This is a genomic window from Mycolicibacterium wolinskyi (assembly GCF_002101965.1).
Taxonomy (GTDB): Bacteria; Actinomycetota; Actinomycetes; order Mycobacteriales; family Mycobacteriaceae; genus Mycobacterium; species Mycobacterium wolinskyi.
In genome coordinates, this window is record NZ_LQQA01000004.1 from 78210 (window position 1) to 93373 (window position 15164).

Genomic DNA, 15164 nt, shown 5'->3' on the forward strand with positions numbered 1-15164 from the left:
TCTAGGCGATGTGCCTAAACTGTCGTTAACTCTGGGAGAGCAATTAGGCGGATTGCCTAGTTCGATAGGTGGGAGGGCAGGTGCTCGGCCAAGCTCTGGCGCAGCAGATCGCCAATGAGATCACCGACGTGATCGGTTACAACGTGATGATCTCCGACGAGTCGGGGATCGTGGTCGGCAGCGGTGACACGTCGCGCATCGGTCAGTTCCATGAGGCGTCGGTCGAGGTGATCCGCAGCCGCCGGACGATGACGCATTCCAGTGCGGACGTCCAGAATCTGGTCGGTACGTTGCCCGGGGTGACCACCCCGCTCGTCATCGACGACGTCGTGGTGGGCACTGTCGGGCTCTCCGGCCCACCCGAGGAGGTCGAGCGATTCGGCCTTGTGGTGAAACGGCAGACCGAGATCCTCATGCAGGAGGCCGCGCGCATCGGTTCCCGGGTCATTCGCGAGCGCGCGGTGACCGAGCTCTTGCGCGATGTGTGCGAGTGGCACCACTCGCGTATTCCGGCTGCCCAATTACTGCGTCGGGCAAGGACTCTCGGCCACGATCTGACGCTGCCCCGCCGAATGGTGTTGGTCGCATCGGAGGATCCCGACGGTTCGCGGTATGAAGTCGATTCCGCCCAGCTGATGCGGCACACCGAGGCGGTGTTCAACTCCACGGCCGATCTCATCGCGCCGCTCGCGGGTACGGTGATCGCGGTCGCGACTCCGGATGATCCGGACGGTGGCGAGCGATCGGTGCTGGAGCGCTGTGAGGAACTCGTCGCGGTGACCCGCACTCAGCACCTCGGCACCCGGGTGGCGATCGGGTCGGCGGCTTGCGGCGTCGAGGAGCTGAACGTCTCCGCCCGCGACGCCTTCGACGCCATGCAACTCGGTTCCGTGGTCACCGGTCAACAGCCGATCCGCCACATCGAGCACTTCCGGCTGCAGCAGGCGCTGTCGGTCGTACCGATCGATTCGCGCACGCGACTGACGGAGAGCCTGCTGCGCCCACTACTGCACGACCGCGAGTGGCCCACCATGCGCGCAACGCTGATCAGTTGGGGCGACTGCGCATTCAACGTCACCAAAGCAGCGGCGGCCATGCATGTGCACCGCAACACACTGATCTACCGGCTCGACCGGGTGGCACGACTTCTCGGGCGCTCGCTCGACGAGGCGGGCCTGGCGGTGGCGCTCTACGTGACGTGCATGATGGACCAACTCGGCCGGGGCCCCAACACCACTCGGCTGTGACGTGCCGCGCCCGGCTCGTGGGTTCAGTCCTGGTTGTTCGGCCCGATGGTCGGGGTGGGGTAGTGGGCGTAGGTGGTCTGATTGCCGCCCGCGGCACGGGACTGATTCATCGCCTTCACTGCGAGGTCGACGAGGGCATCGACGACCTGTTCGGCCGGAAGTTCGGTCAGCGGCCGCAGCGGGCTGCACGCGGTTCCGATGCTCGCGGTCAGCCGCATGGGCGTGGTGCTTATCGCGATCCGGATCCGATTCACCAGGGGCGAGGGGTCATTGGTCTTGAAGACGTCGGCGATCAGGAACTCGCTGTCGGACACATGCGCGAGCGGAACCCGATGGCGCACGGTTTCCCGCATCGCCTGCCCGACCGCGACACGCGCGTGCAACGTACTGTGCGTCCCGTCCATGTCGCTGAGCAGCGACATGTCGTCGATGCCGACCGCGAGGATCACGACGTACTGGTCATCGTGACGGCTGTGCGAGCCCAGCATCGTCGCCGCGTGGATGTCGAACGCCTCCCGGTTGAGCAGGCCCGTCAGCGGATCGATCTCATCGGGGTGCTGAACGTTGTCGTGGTCGATCAGCCCGACGGCCATGCGGCACATCGCCGACGTCGTCACGATGACGAGCATCGAAGCCACCGCACCGCACAGGCCCAGCCAGACGTCGGTCATCGCGACCCGTACCGCGAGATAGCCGACGACGACGCCCGAGGCCAACCAGGTCAGGATCAGCACGCGTCTGCTGTGCAAGAACGCCGCATAGGTGGTGATCAGGCTGAACGCGGCGGTCCCCAACAATCCGACGACCGGATCGGCCATCAGGATGCAGATGACCGCGATGCCCGTCGTGCCGATCGACACCACGAGCCAGGACTGGTTCCGACTCGGCCACTGCCTGCGCCACCACCACCAGGCCATCAGCAATCCGCAGGCGCTCACCCCGATCTCGAGGTAGCGCCCGACGCCCGTCGGGCCGGCCGGCGTGCCGAGCAGCAACAGCGGGACGACGCCCAAGCTGATGATCGTCACCGCCACGATGTGACGCATCCGGGTGCGCTGGCCCTGCGCGGCAAGCAGGGCAGTACGCGCATAGTAGTTGTCGAAAGGACTCAATCCGCACCCCGGAGTAATCGATTTCGTAGTACACCCTACGTAATCACGACGCGATCGGTTTATTGCCCTTTTGGCTTCGTCCAACCGATTTCGTAGGCGCCGAATTTTTCGCGCCGGTAAATCAACGCAGCGACGCCGTCACCTCGTCAGGTTTGGGCTGCTCAGCCACCAGCCGCTGGATCGGTTTGAGCGCGATATCGACGCTCACGATCCGCATTGCGAGCTCGCGCAGCACGGCGAGTCCGCGGCTGCGCTTGAACATGAGTCTGGCCAACTGACGGGAGTTGTCCTGGGCCGCCTGCACTCGCGGGCGTTGCGTACGCTCGTAGGCGCCCAATACGTCGGCGAGCCGGTGACCGTCGATGTTGTTCAGCATCCGGCACAGGACCCACGCCGATTCCATCGCCATGCCGGCCCCGATGCCGGCGGTGGGCAGGAACCCCGCCGCGGCGTCACCGAGCAACACCGTGCGCCGCGTCGTCCAGACCGGGGCCCGGCAGTCGGACAGCGACCAGTAATAGGGATCGCGTTCGGCGGCGACGGCGTCGAACGCGGCATCGATCGGCGGGTCGACAACACTCAGCGTCTTGCGGAATTCTCTGACGAACGCGGCCGGACCGGCATCGGTGTCCGACCGGGGACCACCCAGGAACACCCCGACCGCCCCGGCGACCGGGTAGAGGCCCGCGAAACGGCCTGCGCCCCAGAGTTCTTCACCGCGCGACGGCGGAACGGACCGTTCCGGTGCCCAGGCCACCCAGCCGCCCCATCGCGTGTCGACCACTTCGACCGGCCGGCCGGCCAGCACCAGATCGCGGGTTCGTGAACGGATTCCGTCGGCGATGACGACGAGATCGAATTCGAGACGGTGGGTGTCGCCCGCTTCGGCGATCGTCACGTGCGCGGCCGTTTCCGTTTCGGTGATCGCCGCGACGGTGGAGTCCAGCGTGACCGGACACTGCGCACCGCTGAGCACATCGATCAATGCCCCGCGGGAGATGCCCCGATAGTCGCCGTAGCTGCCGAGCACGCGGTTCATCGAGTCGACGCGCATGAGCCGGCCGGTGTGGGCGCGCATCCCGTAGTCCTCGAACGGCACGCTCGCGGCGCGGTATGCCGCCCGCGCGCCGAGGTCGTCGAGTGCGGAGTCCGCGATCGGCATCAGGGCAAGCATGTACCCGGGCGGTGCGCCGTCCGGTGCGCGCTCGATCACCACCGGATGATGACCGGCTCTGCGCAGCAGGCCGGCGGCGGTGAGCCCCGCGATGCCCGCTCCGACGATCAGGATTCGCAGCTTGTCCGCGGAGGCCGAACGATATTGCTCTTGGAGCGTTGTGGAGGTGAGCACAGAAATCCTCTCGAATCGTTCGAGCGCGACGCTACCATTCTGTGTACCAGGTGGTCCAGTCTAATATTGGCTCGTGCACAGTGGTCGGTTGAACCGGATGTCCGGCGAGCGACGCCGCCGTTTGGTCGATGTAGCAGCGGCAGAGTTCGCGTCGGCCGGCTATCGCGAGGCCTCGTTGAACCGGATCATCGCGAAATGCGGCATGAGTAAGAGTTCGTTCTATTACGTCATCGAATCCAAGGACGAATTGTTCGAATTCGTCATGGCCGAATTACTCGGCGGGCTCGCGAATGCCGTCGAGATCCCGGAACCCGAGAAATTCCGCGGGCCCGACTACTGGCCGCGGGTGGAGGCTTTCTTCGCCCACCTCGTTTCGGTGTCGCAGCGTGAGGAGTCCGCGCTGACGCTGGGCCGGATGTTTTACAGCGACGCGCCCGGCGGCGATGCGTCGGCAGGAATGCTCGCGGCGGTGCGCCAGTGGGTGGAAGAGGTGCTGCGGGTCGGCCGAAGCTGCGGCGCAGTCCGCGCTGATTTGCCAGAAGCATTGCAGTGCAGCGTCGTTCTGCGGATTCTTCAGGTTTTCGACGAGTGGACCGTGGCCCATTTCGACGAGGTCGGCCCGGAAAATCTCGATGGGCTCGCGGCCGCGCAGTTCGCGACGGTCAGGCGCGTACTGGAGGCGTCCGCCTGTTAGCGTGATCGGCAGGGTGTGCCGGGAAGCCTGGTCGGCGCCATCGCACGCTGTCTACGGGAGCCCGCCATGACCAGTCCACCTGACCGCACTCGCCCCAGGCTGCTCACCCGCACGACGTGGCCGGAGTGGCAACGCGTCTCCGAGCTGCTGCGTGCTGAAACGGTCGGCGGCGCACTGCTGCTCACCGCCGCTGCCGCCGCACTGGTGTGGGCGAACTCGCCGTGGTCTGCGTCCTATGACCGGTTGTCGAATTTCGTCATCGGTTGGGAGTCGCTGCATCTGGAACTGAGCGTCTCGGCCTGGGCGGCCGACGGTCTGTTGGCCATCTTCTTCTTCGTCGTGGGTCTTGAGCTCAAACGCGAGTTCGTCGCGGGGGATCTGCGCGACCCGGCTCGCGCGGCGCTGCCGATCGCCGCCGCTGTCGGCGGTATGGCGGCGCCCGCGGCGATCTTCATCGGGATCAACCTGTTCGCGGGCCAGCCGGAGAACATCGACGGCTGGGCCGTGCCGATCGCCACCGACATCGCATTCGCGCTCGCGGTGCTGGCCGTCCTGTCCACCCATCTGCCGTCGGCGCTGCGGATCTTCCTGCTGACCTTGGCCGTGGTCGACGATCTGCTGGCGATCATCGTCATCGCCGTCTTCTACACCGACCACCTGTCCGTCGGGCCGCTGCTTGGCGCGCTCGTGCCGATCGCGCTGTTCGGCCTGGCAGTCCAGCGCGGACACCGGCAGTGGTGGATCCTGGTACCTCTCGCGGTGGTCGCGTGGGCGCTCGCGCATGCCAGCGGTGTGCACGCCACGGTGGCCGGGGTGCTGCTCGGCTTCACCGTGCCGGTGCTGGGCCGACACGCCGCCGCCGAACGCTTCGAGCATCGGCTGCGGCCGCTCTCGGCCGGGGTGGCGGTCCCGGTGTTCGCGTTCTTCGCTGCCGGGGTGACCGTCGGAGGCCTGTCGGGATTCGCTACCGCGCTCACCCATCCGCTGACGATCGGCGTGATCGCCGGCTTGGTGCTCGGCAAACCCATCGGCATCTTCTGCACGACCTACCTGCTCGCCAGATTCACCAATGCGAGCCTCGACGAGGACCTGGCCTGGCGCGATGTGTTCGGCGTCGCATTGCTCGCCGGCATCGGCTTCACGGTGTCTCTGTTGATCGGCGAACTCGCGTTCGAAGACAGCCCGGTCGCCGACGCCGACGTCAAGATTGCGGTGCTCACCGGGTCGGTGGTTGCCGGTCTGCTGGCCGCTGTCGTGCTGATCTCCCGCAATGTCGTTTACCGGCGCATCCACATTCTGGAGACCACCGACGCCGACAGCGACGGAGTGCCCGACATCTACCAGCCTCGGCAGGACTGACCCCGTGATCCGTGCGTAGACTGACGGGATGCTTGAACAGGTCCGCGGCCCCGCAGATCTGCAGCACCTGTCGCAATCACAGCTAAGTGCATTGGCGCAGGAGATCCGTCAGTTTCTGATCCACAAGGTCGCTGCAACCGGTGGGCATCTCGGCCCGAATCTGGGCGTCGTCGAACTCACTCTGGCGTTACACCGGGTGTTCGATTCGCCACACGATCCGATCATCTTCGACACCGGGCATCAGGCCTACGTGCACAAGATGCTTACCGGCCGCAGCCAGGATTTCGACACGCTGCGGATGAAGGACGGTCTGTCCGGCTATCCCTCGCGTGCCGAGAGCGAGCACGACTGGGTGGAATCCAGCCACGCCAGTGCCGCGCTGTCCTACGCCGACGGGCTGGCCAAGGCCTTCGAGCTGACCGGGCACCGCAACCGGCACGTGGTGGCCGTCGTCGGCGACGGTGCGCTAACCGGCGGCATGTGCTGGGAGGCGCTCAACAACATCGCCGCCGCCGGCCGGCCGGTCGTCATCGTCGTCAACGACAACGGCCGCAGCTACGCGCCGACCATCGGCGGGTTCGCCGACCACCTCGCGGGCCTGCGGCTGCAGCCCGGCTATGAGCGGCTGCTGGAGGAAGGCCGCAAGGCCGTGCGCGGCCTGCCCGTCGTCGGCGAGTTCTGCTACCAGTGCATGCACAGCATCAAGGCCGGTATCAAGGACGCGATCGCCCCACAGGTGATGTTCACCGATCTCGGCCTGAAGTACGTCGGGCCGATCGACGGCCACGACGAGCATGCCGTCGAGAACGCGCTGCGCCACGCCAGGGGCTTCAACGCGCCGGTGATCGTGCACGTGGTCACCCGCAAGGGCATGGGTTATCCGCCTGCCGAGAACGACGAAGCCGACCAGATGCATGCGTGCGGCATCATCGACCCCGAAACCGGGGTGCCCACCAAGGCGGCCGGGCTCGGGTGGACCTCGGTGTTCTCCGAGGAACTGATCAAGACCGCCGCCAAGCGTCGCGACATCGTGGCGATCACCGCGGCGATGCCGGGGCCGACGGGGCTGAGCGCGTTCCGCGAGAAGTACCCGGACCGATTCTTCGACGTGGGTATCGCCGAGCAGCACGCCATGACGTCGGCGGCCGGCCTGGCCATGGGCGGCCTGCATCCCGTCGTCGCGATCTACTCGACGTTCCTCAACCGCGCGTTCGATCAGCTCCTGATGGACGTCGCGCTGCACAAACTGCCGGTCACCCTCGTGCTCGACCGCTCCGGCGTCACCGGCCCGGACGGCGCCAGCCACAACGGCATGTGGGACCTCTCGGTGCTCGGCATCGTCCCGGGTATCCGGGTCGCCGCGCCCCGGGACGGTTCGCGGCTGCGTGAGGAACTCGGCGAGGCGCTGGCCGTGAACGACGGGCCGACGGCCATCCGGTTCCCCAAAGGCGATGTCGGCGAAGACATCCCGGCCGTCGAGCGCCGAGGTGGAGTCGATGTGCTTGCCGCACCCGCAGCCGGGCTGACCGACGATGTGCTGCTGGTCGCGGTGGGCTCGTTCGCGAAGATGGCACTCGCCGTGGCCGAGCTGCTGCGCAACCAAGGCATCGGCGTGACCGTGGTGGACCCGCGCTGGGTGCTGCCGGTTCCCGAGGCCATCGCCGAACTGGCCCGCGCGCACAAGCTCGTGGTCACGGTCGAGGACAACGGTGTGCACGGCGGTATCGGCTCGTCGGTGTCGGCCGCGTTGCGCCACGCCGAGATCGATGTCCCGTGCCGAGACCTGGGCCTGCCGCAGGAATTTCAGGACCACGCCTCGCGCGGGGAGGTGCTCGCGGAGGTCGGCCTGACCGATCGGCACATCGCCCGTCAGATCACCGGCTGGGTTGCCGCGATCGGCGCACCGGTGGCCGAGGACGAAGTCAGCAACCGTCTCGACTAGCGGCGGGCAGCCACCGACCACATGCACATCAGCAGATTGGTCTTCCCGACGGGCGGCCTCGACACGTTCGTCGACGACATCGTCACGTGCGAACAGGCCGGCTTTCACGGTGCCTGGGTGCCCCAGATCTTCGGTTGGGACGCGCTGACGGCGCTTGCCATGGCCGGCGGAAGAACCACGTCGTTGCGTCTGGGGACGGCGGTCTTGCCGATCTACCCGACGCATCCGGTGGTGCTTGCGCAGTCGGCGATGACGACGCAGGCCGCGGCGGGCGGCCGGTTCACGCTGGGGCTGGGAACATCGCACCGGTTCGTCGTCGAGAACGTGTGGGGCATGGACTTCGACCGGCCCCGGCACCGGATGGCCGAGTTCCTCCGGATCGTGGTGCCCGCCATGGCCGGCGACGATGTCGAGTTTCGTGGTGAGGAGCTCAGCGCCACCACGCTGCGGCCGCTGGAGCTACCGGGCATCGAACCACCCGACATCGTGCTGGCCGCGATGGGCCCGGCGATGCTGCGGCTGGCCGGTGCCCACGCCGACGGGACCGTGACCTGGATGACCGGGGTGCGCACGCTCACCGAGCACATCGTGCCGACCATCGCCGCGGCCACCGAACACGCGCAGCGTCCGGCGCCGCGGATGATCGCGGGACTGCCGGTTTGTGTCACGGACAACCCAGCCGCGGCCCGCGACGCGGCACGCCGGGAGTTCGCGGCCTACAGCGACGTGCCGTCCTATCGCGCGATGCTCGACCGGGAAGGCTTCACGCATGCCGGAGACGCGGCGCTGATCGGGTCGGCGGATGAAGTGCTCGACCTCATCGGGGGAGTGGCCGGCGCAGGCGCTACGGAGTTGTGCGCCAACATCTTCGGCAGTCCCGACGAGCGGGCCGCCACGATCGAGGTGCTCGGCCGGGGTCTCGGCTAGGCGTCGTCGGGTTTGTCGCGCATGTGGTCGGCGTTGCGGCGCTGTAACCGCAGTACGAAGATGGCGGCCGCGAGCACGAGCACCAGACCGCCGAGCACACCGACCTGAACGATGGCCCGGGCGAACTCCGGGCCCTTGTCGAGCAGCTTGGCCGCGTCCACCGACAGCACGACGATCTCCTTGATGCAGGCGAGTATGCCGACGATCAGGAACGGCTCGGCGACGAGTTCGCGCGACCGCAGCGATGTGCGCACCGCGTAGAGAAGCTCGACGAAGATGAAGACCAGCAGCAGGCCGTCGAGCAGCTCCAGCATGATGGTCGTCGCCGGGTTGTCGCGCAACCGCAGGATGACGTTGACCTGAGCGACGATCAACACGACGCACCCGGCAAGCAGGAGCACGGCGATCGACCAATAGACCGTGTCCTCGGCGATCCTCAACGCGCGGTCGGCGAACCGCTCCCGCTCCTGTTCGCCTTCGGTGTCTTCGCGCGTCGCCACCACACAGACGTTATTGCAGTCCGGGGGTCGCCATACCGGAATTGACGCCCGTGCCGACGGTCGGTGGTTCAGTCGGTCTTGAGTGCTGACGTCAGCACCGGCACCGTGAGTTCGCGTTGCCACGGCCGGACCTGATTGGCCACCAAGAATTCCTCGATCGCCGTCGCGACGTCGGCCACGGGTTGCCAATCCCAGCACAGGCGTCGAACCACCTCGGGCGTGATGAGGTTCTCGGTCGGCACCGACACCCGTTCCGACAGTTCGGCAAGCGCCGCCCGCGCCGCCTCAAGCCGCGCCGCGGCTTCCGGTTTGCGCCGCGCCCAGCGCGCCGCCGGGGGCGGCCCGTTCGGGGCCTCCGCGGTCTGCGGCGGGTCGGGATTCTCGCGCGCCCGCTTCAGCGCGTCCAGCCAGATCTGGGCACTGCGCCGTTGTTTGGACCCACCGAAGATCGGCAGCGCCGTCAGTTCGTCCAAGGTTTTGGGATCGACGGTCGCGGCGTTGACGATCGCGGCGTCCGGCAGGATCCGGCCGGGCGCGATGTCGCGGCTGCGGGCGATGTTGTCACGTGTGGTCCAGAGCTCGCGTACGGCGGCCAGCGCCCGGGGGTTGCGGACCTTGTGGATTCCCGACGTGCGCCGCCAGCGGTCCCGCCGGGTGGGTGAGGCGACGTAGGTTCGCAGATACTCGAATTCCTGTGCCGCCCAATCGGTTTTGCCCTGCTCTTCGAGCACGGCGGCGATTGCGTCACGCAGTTCCAGCAGGACCTCGACATCCAGTGCCGCGTAGTTCAGCCATTCCGCGGGTAGTGGCCGCTTCGACCAGTCGGCGGCGCCATGGCCTTTCATCAGCTGCAGGCCCAGCAGGCGCTGCACCATCGCGGCCAGGTTGACCCGCTCGAATCCGGCGAGCCGGCCCGCCAACTCGGTGTCGTACAGTTTGCCCGGGCGTAAGCCGATCTCGGCCAGGCACGGGAGGTCCTGGTCGGCGGCGTGCAACACCCATTCGTCCTGGGCGAGCGTCGCCGAAACCGGCGCGAGTGCGTCGATGGGGGAGCCGCCGTGATTGACCGGGTCGATCAGCGCGGTGCCTGCCCCGGAACGGCGGATCTGAATGAGGTATGCCCGGTTGGAGTACCGGAAACCTGACGCGCGTTCGGCGTCGATGGCGAACGGGCCGCTGCCGCGCGCGAGAACCGCTGCCGCAGAAGAGATTTCCTCGGCCGTGACGCACACGTCGGGCACGCCGTCGGCCGGCGCCAGCAGCGGGGTCGCGTCGGCCTCGACAGGCTCGGTCTGCTCGGTGTCCCCGTCGGTCATCTCACGCGCGGGTGCGGGAACTCAGGTCGGTCACGCCGACCGGCGGCAGGCCGGCGGCGTGCTCGAGAACTTCACAGAACGCCTCCACGTGCGGGCCCAGCTCCAACGTGGTGGCCGTCCACGACGCGCGCAATTCCAGCTGATGCGCCCGCGGCGGGCCGGAGATGTCGCCGTAGCGCACCGAGGTGGTTGCGGTGACCGTTCCGCCGAGCGCGGTGACGTGCTCGGCTCGGGTTTCCAGGGCATCCACCAGCCAACTCCAGGCCACCTCAGGCAGCAGCGGGTCGACGGCTTCGCTGGAATCCAGGTCGGCCTGGATGTAGGCGACCAGTCGCATGGTGCCGTCCCAGGCTTCGGCCCCGTCGGGGTCGTGCAGCAAGATCAACCGGCCGAATGCGTCACCTTCGGACCGCTCGGGAACGATCGTGGTCTCCGGATGCCGGACCTCGGCGCCCAGGGCGTAGCTGTAGGGCGCCAGCCGCTGCGGCGGACGGATCGGGCCCAGCTCGATTTCCGGCCGCACGGTGGTGGCATTCATCGCCGCCACCGCCGTCCGGAACTGAGCCGGTTCGGCAGAGGTCACGGCGTTTGACGCTAGCCGATGTGGCCAGCACCGTGGGCAGGCGCGCCGTAATAAGGCGCCCCAGAGCGCACAACAGCCCCCGAAATGGGCTCATGGCACCATAGGAGCCGATGAATACCCGCCGGGAGCTGCCCTCCTCGCCCTATTTGGCCGCCGTCAGCGGCCGCACCCCGCACCGTGTGCCGGTGTGGTTCATGCGCCAGGCCGGCCGGTCTTTGCCGGAGTACCGGGAGCTGCGCGCGCAGCACCGGATGCTGCAGGCCTGCTTCGACCCCGAACTGGTCTGCGAGATCACGCTGCAACCCGTGCGCCGCCACGGGGTGGACGCGGCCATCTTGTTCTCCGACATCGTGGTGCCGCTCAAAGCCGCCGGTATCGGGCTGGACATCGTGCCCGACGTCGGGCCCGTCATCGACAACCCGATCCGCACTATCGCTGATGTCCAAGGCATGAGGCCGCTTGAACCGCAGCAGGTTTCACCGATTTCCGACGCCGTGGAGCTTTTGGTCTCGGCATTGGGCGACGTGCCGCTGATCGGATTCGCCGGGGCGCCGTTCACCCTCGCTTCCTATCTCGTGGAGGGCGGCCCGAGCCGTCACCACGAGCGCACCAAGGCCATGATGCTCGGTGAGCCGGCGACCTGGCACGCCCTGATGTCGGCGCTCACCGACCTCACCATCGCGTTCCTGCAGGCCCAGGTCGACGCCGGCGTGGATGCCCTTCAGGTGTTCGACTCCTGGGCGGGGACGCTGTCATTGGCCGATTACCGCAGCTACGTGTTGCCGCACAGCAGCCGGGTGTTCGCCACCATGGCCGCCGCGGAGGTGCCGATGACTCATTTCGGCGTCGGAACCGCCGAGCTGCTCGGCGCGATGTCCGAGGCACTGGGTTCGGCGCCCGCCAAGGTGGTCGGCGTGGATTGGCGGACCTCGCTCGTCGACGCCGCCGCCCGCGTCGTGCCCGGCACCGCACTGCAGGGAAATCTCGACCCGGTCGTGTTGCTTGCCGGCTGGCCCGTGGTCGAGCCCGCGGTGCGCCAGGTGGTCGAGGACGGCAGGCGTGCGGTCGCGGCCGGGGCCGCGGGTCACGTGTTCAACCTGGGTCACGGTGTGCTGCCGGCATCCGATCCCGGCATCATCACCGAGGCGGTGACACTGGTGCACTCACTGTGAGTGCCGCATATTGCGTTGTCGGCGGCGGCATTTCCGGGCTCGTCGCGGCCTACCGGTTGAGGATGGCGGCGGGGCCGCACGCCGATATCACGTTGTTGGACCCGGCCGACCGCCTCGGTGGCGTACTGCGCACCGAGCGGGTCGGCGGACAGTCACTCGATGTCGGTGCCGAGGCGTTCGTCGCCCGGCGCCCCGAGATGCCGGCACTGCTCGCCGAGCTCAGCCTGGCCGGCCGTCAGATCGGCACCACGGGCGTGCGCCCACTCATCTACAGCGGCGCTCGGCTGCATCCTTTGCCGCAGGGCACGTTACAGGGCATACCCGCGCAGGCCTCGTCGGTGCTCGGGTTGGTCGATGACGCGACCGTGGCCCGCATCCTCGACGAACGCACCCGGCCATTCAGCTGGCGGCCCGGCGCGGACCCATCGGTCGCCGAACTCGTCGGCGACCGCTTCGGGCAACAGGTCGTGCAGCGATCCGTCGATCCGCTGCTGACCGGGGTGTATGCGGGCTCTGCCGCGACCATCGGGCTGCGGTCGGCCGTTCCGACCCTGGCCGCCGCACTCGACCGGGGCGCGCGCAACCTCACCGAAGCGGTCCGCGACGCGCTCGGGCCGCCGGTCACCGGTCCGGTGTTCGGTGCGCTCGACGGCGGCTACACGGTGCTGCTCGAGGAACTGCAGCGGCGGGCCGGCGTGCGGTGGGCGCAGGTGGCCGCCGTCCGCGTCGACCGTGGAACCAGAGGCTGGGAAGTCCTCGACGACGAAGGCAACAGATGGCGCGCCGACGGGGTGGTCCTGGCGGTCCCGGCGCCCGGCCTGCCCAAGCTCATCGAGCACATCGCGCCCCGCACCGCGGCGGCGGCCCGGCGGATCCGCGTCGCGTCGGCGGCCGTCGTGGCCCTGGCCCTGCCGGGAGGCACGCCGTTGCCGCAGCAGTCGGGGGTGCTGGTCGTGAGCGGAGAGCGCTTGAACGCCAAGGCCGTAACGCTGACGTCGCGTAAATGGGGACGGCGCGGAAACGTCGAACTGCTGCGGTTGTCGTTCGGCCGCTACGGCGACGATCTCGCGCGCAGCACCGGCGACGAGGACCTGCTGGCGTGGTCGATGCGCGACCTGCAGACCCTGTTCGGCATCGCCGTGGAACCAGTCGACTGCCACGTGCACCGCTGGATCGATGCCATGCCGCAATACGGTCCCGGGCACGCCGATCTGATCGCCGAGCTACGGGCCGGCTTGCCGCCGACGCTCGTGGTCGCGGGCGGTTACCTCGACGGCATCGGAGTGCCTGCCTGTGTGGGGACAGCCACCCGAGCGGCCACCGCACTCGTCAACAGCGGCGTGGCACGATAGGCGTATGGCCAAGCTCGACTTCGACGCACTCAACTCCACCATCCGCTACCTGATGTTCTCGGTCTTCACGGTGAACCCGGGAGAGCTGGGCGAGGACCGCGCCGACGTCATCGACGAGGCCGCCACCTTCTTCAAACAGCAGGAGGAACGCGGCGTCGTGGTCCGCGGCCTCTACGACGTGGCCGGGTTCCGGGCCGACGCCGACTTCATGATCTGGACGCACGCCGAAAAGGTCGAGGCGCTGCAGGCGACGTACTCCGACTTCCGCCGCACCACCGCGCTCGGCCGAGCCAGCGACCCGGTGTGGAGCAACGTCGCACTCCACCGGCCCGCCGAATTCAACAAGAGCCACATCCCGGCATTCCTGGCCGGCGAGGACCCGGGCAACTACATCTGCGTGTACCCGTTCGTGCGGTCGCTGGAGTGGTACCTGCTCGAAGACGAAGAACGCCGCCGCATGCTCTCTGAGCACGGCATGGCCGCCCGCGGCTACAAGGATGTGCGCGCCAACACCGTGCCTGCGTTCGCGCTCGGCGACTACGAGTGGATCCTGGCCTTCGAGGCGCCCGAACTGCACCGGATCGTCGACCTCATGCGTGACCTGCGAGCCACCGACGCCCGCCGCCACGTCCGCGAGGAGACGCCGTTCTTCACCGGCCCGCGCGTCAGCGTCGAAGATCTCATCGCCAAGCTGCCGTAGTTTCCGGGGCGGGGCACGCCGCCCCACGGTTGCTTGGCTGCTTGGCTGCTTGGGCGGCGTTTGTCACGCTGGAGTGGCTGGCGGGCTCGGTTGTCACGCTGGAGCAGCGGTGGGGCCCTGATTGTCCGATGGCATCCCACGCTGGGTCGCGTTTGTCACGCTGGCGTGGCTGTTGGGCTTGTTTGTCACGCTGGAGCAGCGGTGGGGCCCTGATTCTCCGATGGCATCCCACGCTGGGCCGCGTTTGTCACGCTGGCGTGGCTGTTGGGCTCGGTTGTCACGCTGGAGCAGCGGTGGGGCCCTGATTCTCCGATGGCATCCCACGCTGGGCCGCGATTGTCACGCTGGCGTGACGCTCGGCGTCGACAGCCACGCTAGCGTGACAATGGCGCGGCCAGGCGCGGCCAGGCGCGGCCAGGCGCGGCCAACGCACACACACGCGAACGAAGCCCCTCAGCCCTCGGCAGGCACCAGCTTCAGTGAGATGGAGTTGATGCAGTAGCGCTGATCGGTCGGCGTCGGGTAGCCCTCACCTTCGAACACGTGCCCGAGGTGGCTGTGGCAGTTGGCGCACAACACCTCGACGCGGCGCATTCCCAGCGAGTTGTCGGACCGCAGGATCACCGCGTCGGAGTTCGCCGGGTCGAAGAACGACGGCCACCCGCAATGGGATTCGAACTTCTCGCTGCTGCGGAACAGCTCGGCACCACAGGCCCGGCATTCGTAGACGCCCTCGGTTTTGGTGTCGGTGTACTCCCCGGTGAACGGCCGTTCGGTGCCGGCTCGGCGCAGTACGGCGAACTCTTCGGGGGTGAGCTTCGCACGCCATTCGTCATCGGTCAGTTCCAGCTTGGGACCGGGAATCGTCATATCCCCAAGTTACGTCCGGGGACTGCAGCGCGCCAGATCGGC

14 protein-coding genes are annotated in these 15164 nt (G+C 67.9%); 8 read left to right on the top strand and 6 right to left on the bottom strand.

The features are described from left to right. The first annotated feature begins 80 nt into the window (after window positions 1-80). The gene (locus AWC31_RS00990) at window positions 81-1247 is read left to right on the top strand and encodes a CdaR family transcriptional regulator (protein WP_085141956.1); all 1167 of its coding nucleotides are present in this window, start codon (window positions 81-83) and stop codon (window positions 1245-1247) included. A 23-nt stretch (window positions 1248-1270) separates the two neighbouring features. Here AWC31_RS00990 and AWC31_RS00995 read toward each other — a convergent pair whose 3' ends face one another. Both AWC31_RS00995 and AWC31_RS01000 read right to left on the bottom strand, forming a co-directional pair. Further along, the gene (locus AWC31_RS00995) at window positions 1271-2359 is read right to left on the bottom strand and encodes a GGDEF domain-containing protein (RefSeq protein WP_085141958.1); all 1089 of its coding nucleotides are present in this window, start codon (window positions 2357-2359) and stop codon (window positions 1271-1273) included. A gap of 121 nt (window positions 2360-2480) precedes the next feature. Further along, a complete protein-coding gene (locus tag AWC31_RS01000; protein ID WP_085141960.1) occupies window positions 2481-3707 on the bottom strand; it encodes an FAD-dependent oxidoreductase in 1227 nt (408 codons plus the stop codon). A 73-nt stretch (window positions 3708-3780) separates the two neighbouring features. Here AWC31_RS01000 and AWC31_RS01005 point away from each other — a divergent pair, with 73 nt between their 5' ends. From AWC31_RS01005 to AWC31_RS01020, 4 genes are all read left to right on the top strand, one after another. Further along, the gene (locus tag AWC31_RS01005; protein ID WP_133060056.1) at window positions 3781-4401 is read left to right on the top strand and encodes a TetR/AcrR family transcriptional regulator; all 621 of its coding nucleotides are present in this window, start codon (window positions 3781-3783) and stop codon (window positions 4399-4401) included. 66 nt (window positions 4402-4467) lie between these two features. Beyond that, window positions 4468-5760, top strand: coding sequence for a Na+/H+ antiporter NhaA (gene nhaA, locus AWC31_RS01010; protein WP_085141964.1), 1293 nt, complete (start codon window positions 4468-4470; stop codon window positions 5758-5760). Window positions 5761-5788: 28 nt separating this feature from the next. Then, on the top strand, window positions 5789-7702 hold the full coding sequence (gene dxs, locus AWC31_RS01015; RefSeq protein ID WP_067851266.1) for a 1-deoxy-D-xylulose-5-phosphate synthase: 1914 nt from the start codon (window positions 5789-5791) through the stop codon (window positions 7700-7702). 21 nt (window positions 7703-7723) lie between these two features. Further along, the gene (locus AWC31_RS01020; RefSeq protein WP_085141966.1) at window positions 7724-8629 is read left to right on the top strand and encodes a TIGR03564 family F420-dependent LLM class oxidoreductase; all 906 of its coding nucleotides are present in this window, start codon (window positions 7724-7726) and stop codon (window positions 8627-8629) included. Here AWC31_RS01020 and AWC31_RS01025 read toward each other — a convergent pair. The 3 genes from AWC31_RS01025 to AWC31_RS01035 form a co-directional block, all read right to left on the bottom strand. Then, window positions 8626-9129, bottom strand: coding sequence for a phosphate-starvation-inducible PsiE family protein (locus tag AWC31_RS01025; RefSeq protein WP_085142208.1), 504 nt, complete (start codon window positions 9127-9129; stop codon window positions 8626-8628). The two genes, AWC31_RS01020 and AWC31_RS01025, sit on opposite strands and share 4 nt — an antisense overlap. A gap of 68 nt (window positions 9130-9197) precedes the next feature. Next, a complete protein-coding gene (locus tag AWC31_RS01030; RefSeq protein ID WP_085141968.1) occupies window positions 9198-10445 on the bottom strand; it encodes a ribonuclease D in 1248 nt (415 codons plus the stop codon). A gap of 1 nt (window position 10446) precedes the next feature. Beyond that, window positions 10447-11028 (bottom strand): DUF3000 domain-containing protein, encoded by a 582-nt coding sequence (locus tag AWC31_RS01035; RefSeq protein ID WP_085141970.1) that lies wholly within the window; start codon window positions 11026-11028, stop codon window positions 10447-10449. Between the two features lie 110 nt (window positions 11029-11138). On the opposite strand from AWC31_RS01035, the gene hemE reads away from it, so the two are divergent. The 3 genes from hemE to hemQ are packed head-to-tail and all read left to right on the top strand — an operon-like array spanning window position 11139 to window position 14252. Then, window positions 11139-12200: a uroporphyrinogen decarboxylase gene (gene hemE / locus AWC31_RS01040; protein WP_085141972.1), complete on the top strand. Its 1062-nt coding sequence runs from the start codon at window positions 11139-11141 to the stop codon at window positions 12198-12200. Beyond that, a complete protein-coding gene (locus AWC31_RS01045; RefSeq protein WP_085141974.1) occupies window positions 12197-13552 on the top strand; it encodes a protoporphyrinogen oxidase in 1356 nt (451 codons plus the stop codon). The genes hemE and AWC31_RS01045 overlap by 4 nt, the downstream gene beginning before the upstream one ends. Window positions 13553-13556: 4 nt before the next feature. Continuing rightward, window positions 13557-14252, top strand: coding sequence for a hydrogen peroxide-dependent heme synthase (gene hemQ / locus AWC31_RS01050; RefSeq protein ID WP_067851278.1), 696 nt, complete (start codon window positions 13557-13559; stop codon window positions 14250-14252). Window positions 14253-14705: 453 nt separating this feature from the next. Here hemQ and msrB read toward each other — a convergent pair whose 3' ends face one another. Next, a complete protein-coding gene (gene msrB / locus AWC31_RS01055; protein WP_067851280.1) occupies window positions 14706-15122 on the bottom strand; it encodes a peptide-methionine (R)-S-oxide reductase MsrB in 417 nt (138 codons plus the stop codon). Between the last annotated feature and the right edge of the window lie 42 nt (window positions 15123-15164).

Excerpts from the sequence above, each read along its gene's own strand:
- nhaA (WP_085141964.1), top strand. The coding sequence starts at position 4,468 with ATGACCAGTCCACCTGACCGCACTCGCCCCAGGCTGCTCACCCGCACG.
- dxs (WP_067851266.1), top strand. The coding sequence starts at position 5,789 with ATGCTTGAACAGGTCCGCGGCCCCGCAGATCTGCAGCACCTGTCGCAA.
- AWC31_RS01020 (WP_085141966.1), top strand. The coding sequence starts at position 7,724 with ATGCACATCAGCAGATTGGTCTTCCCGACGGGCGGCCTCGACACGTTC.
- AWC31_RS01030 (WP_085141968.1), bottom strand. The coding sequence starts at position 10,445 with ATGACCGACGGGGACACCGAGCAGACCGAGCCTGTCGAGGCCGACGCG.
- hemE (WP_085141972.1), top strand. The coding sequence starts at position 11,139 with ATGAATACCCGCCGGGAGCTGCCCTCCTCGCCCTATTTGGCCGCCGTC.
- hemQ (WP_067851278.1), top strand. The coding sequence starts at position 13,557 with ATGGCCAAGCTCGACTTCGACGCACTCAACTCCACCATCCGCTACCTG.
- msrB (WP_067851280.1), bottom strand. The coding sequence starts at position 15,122 with ATGACGATTCCCGGTCCCAAGCTGGAACTGACCGATGACGAATGGCGT.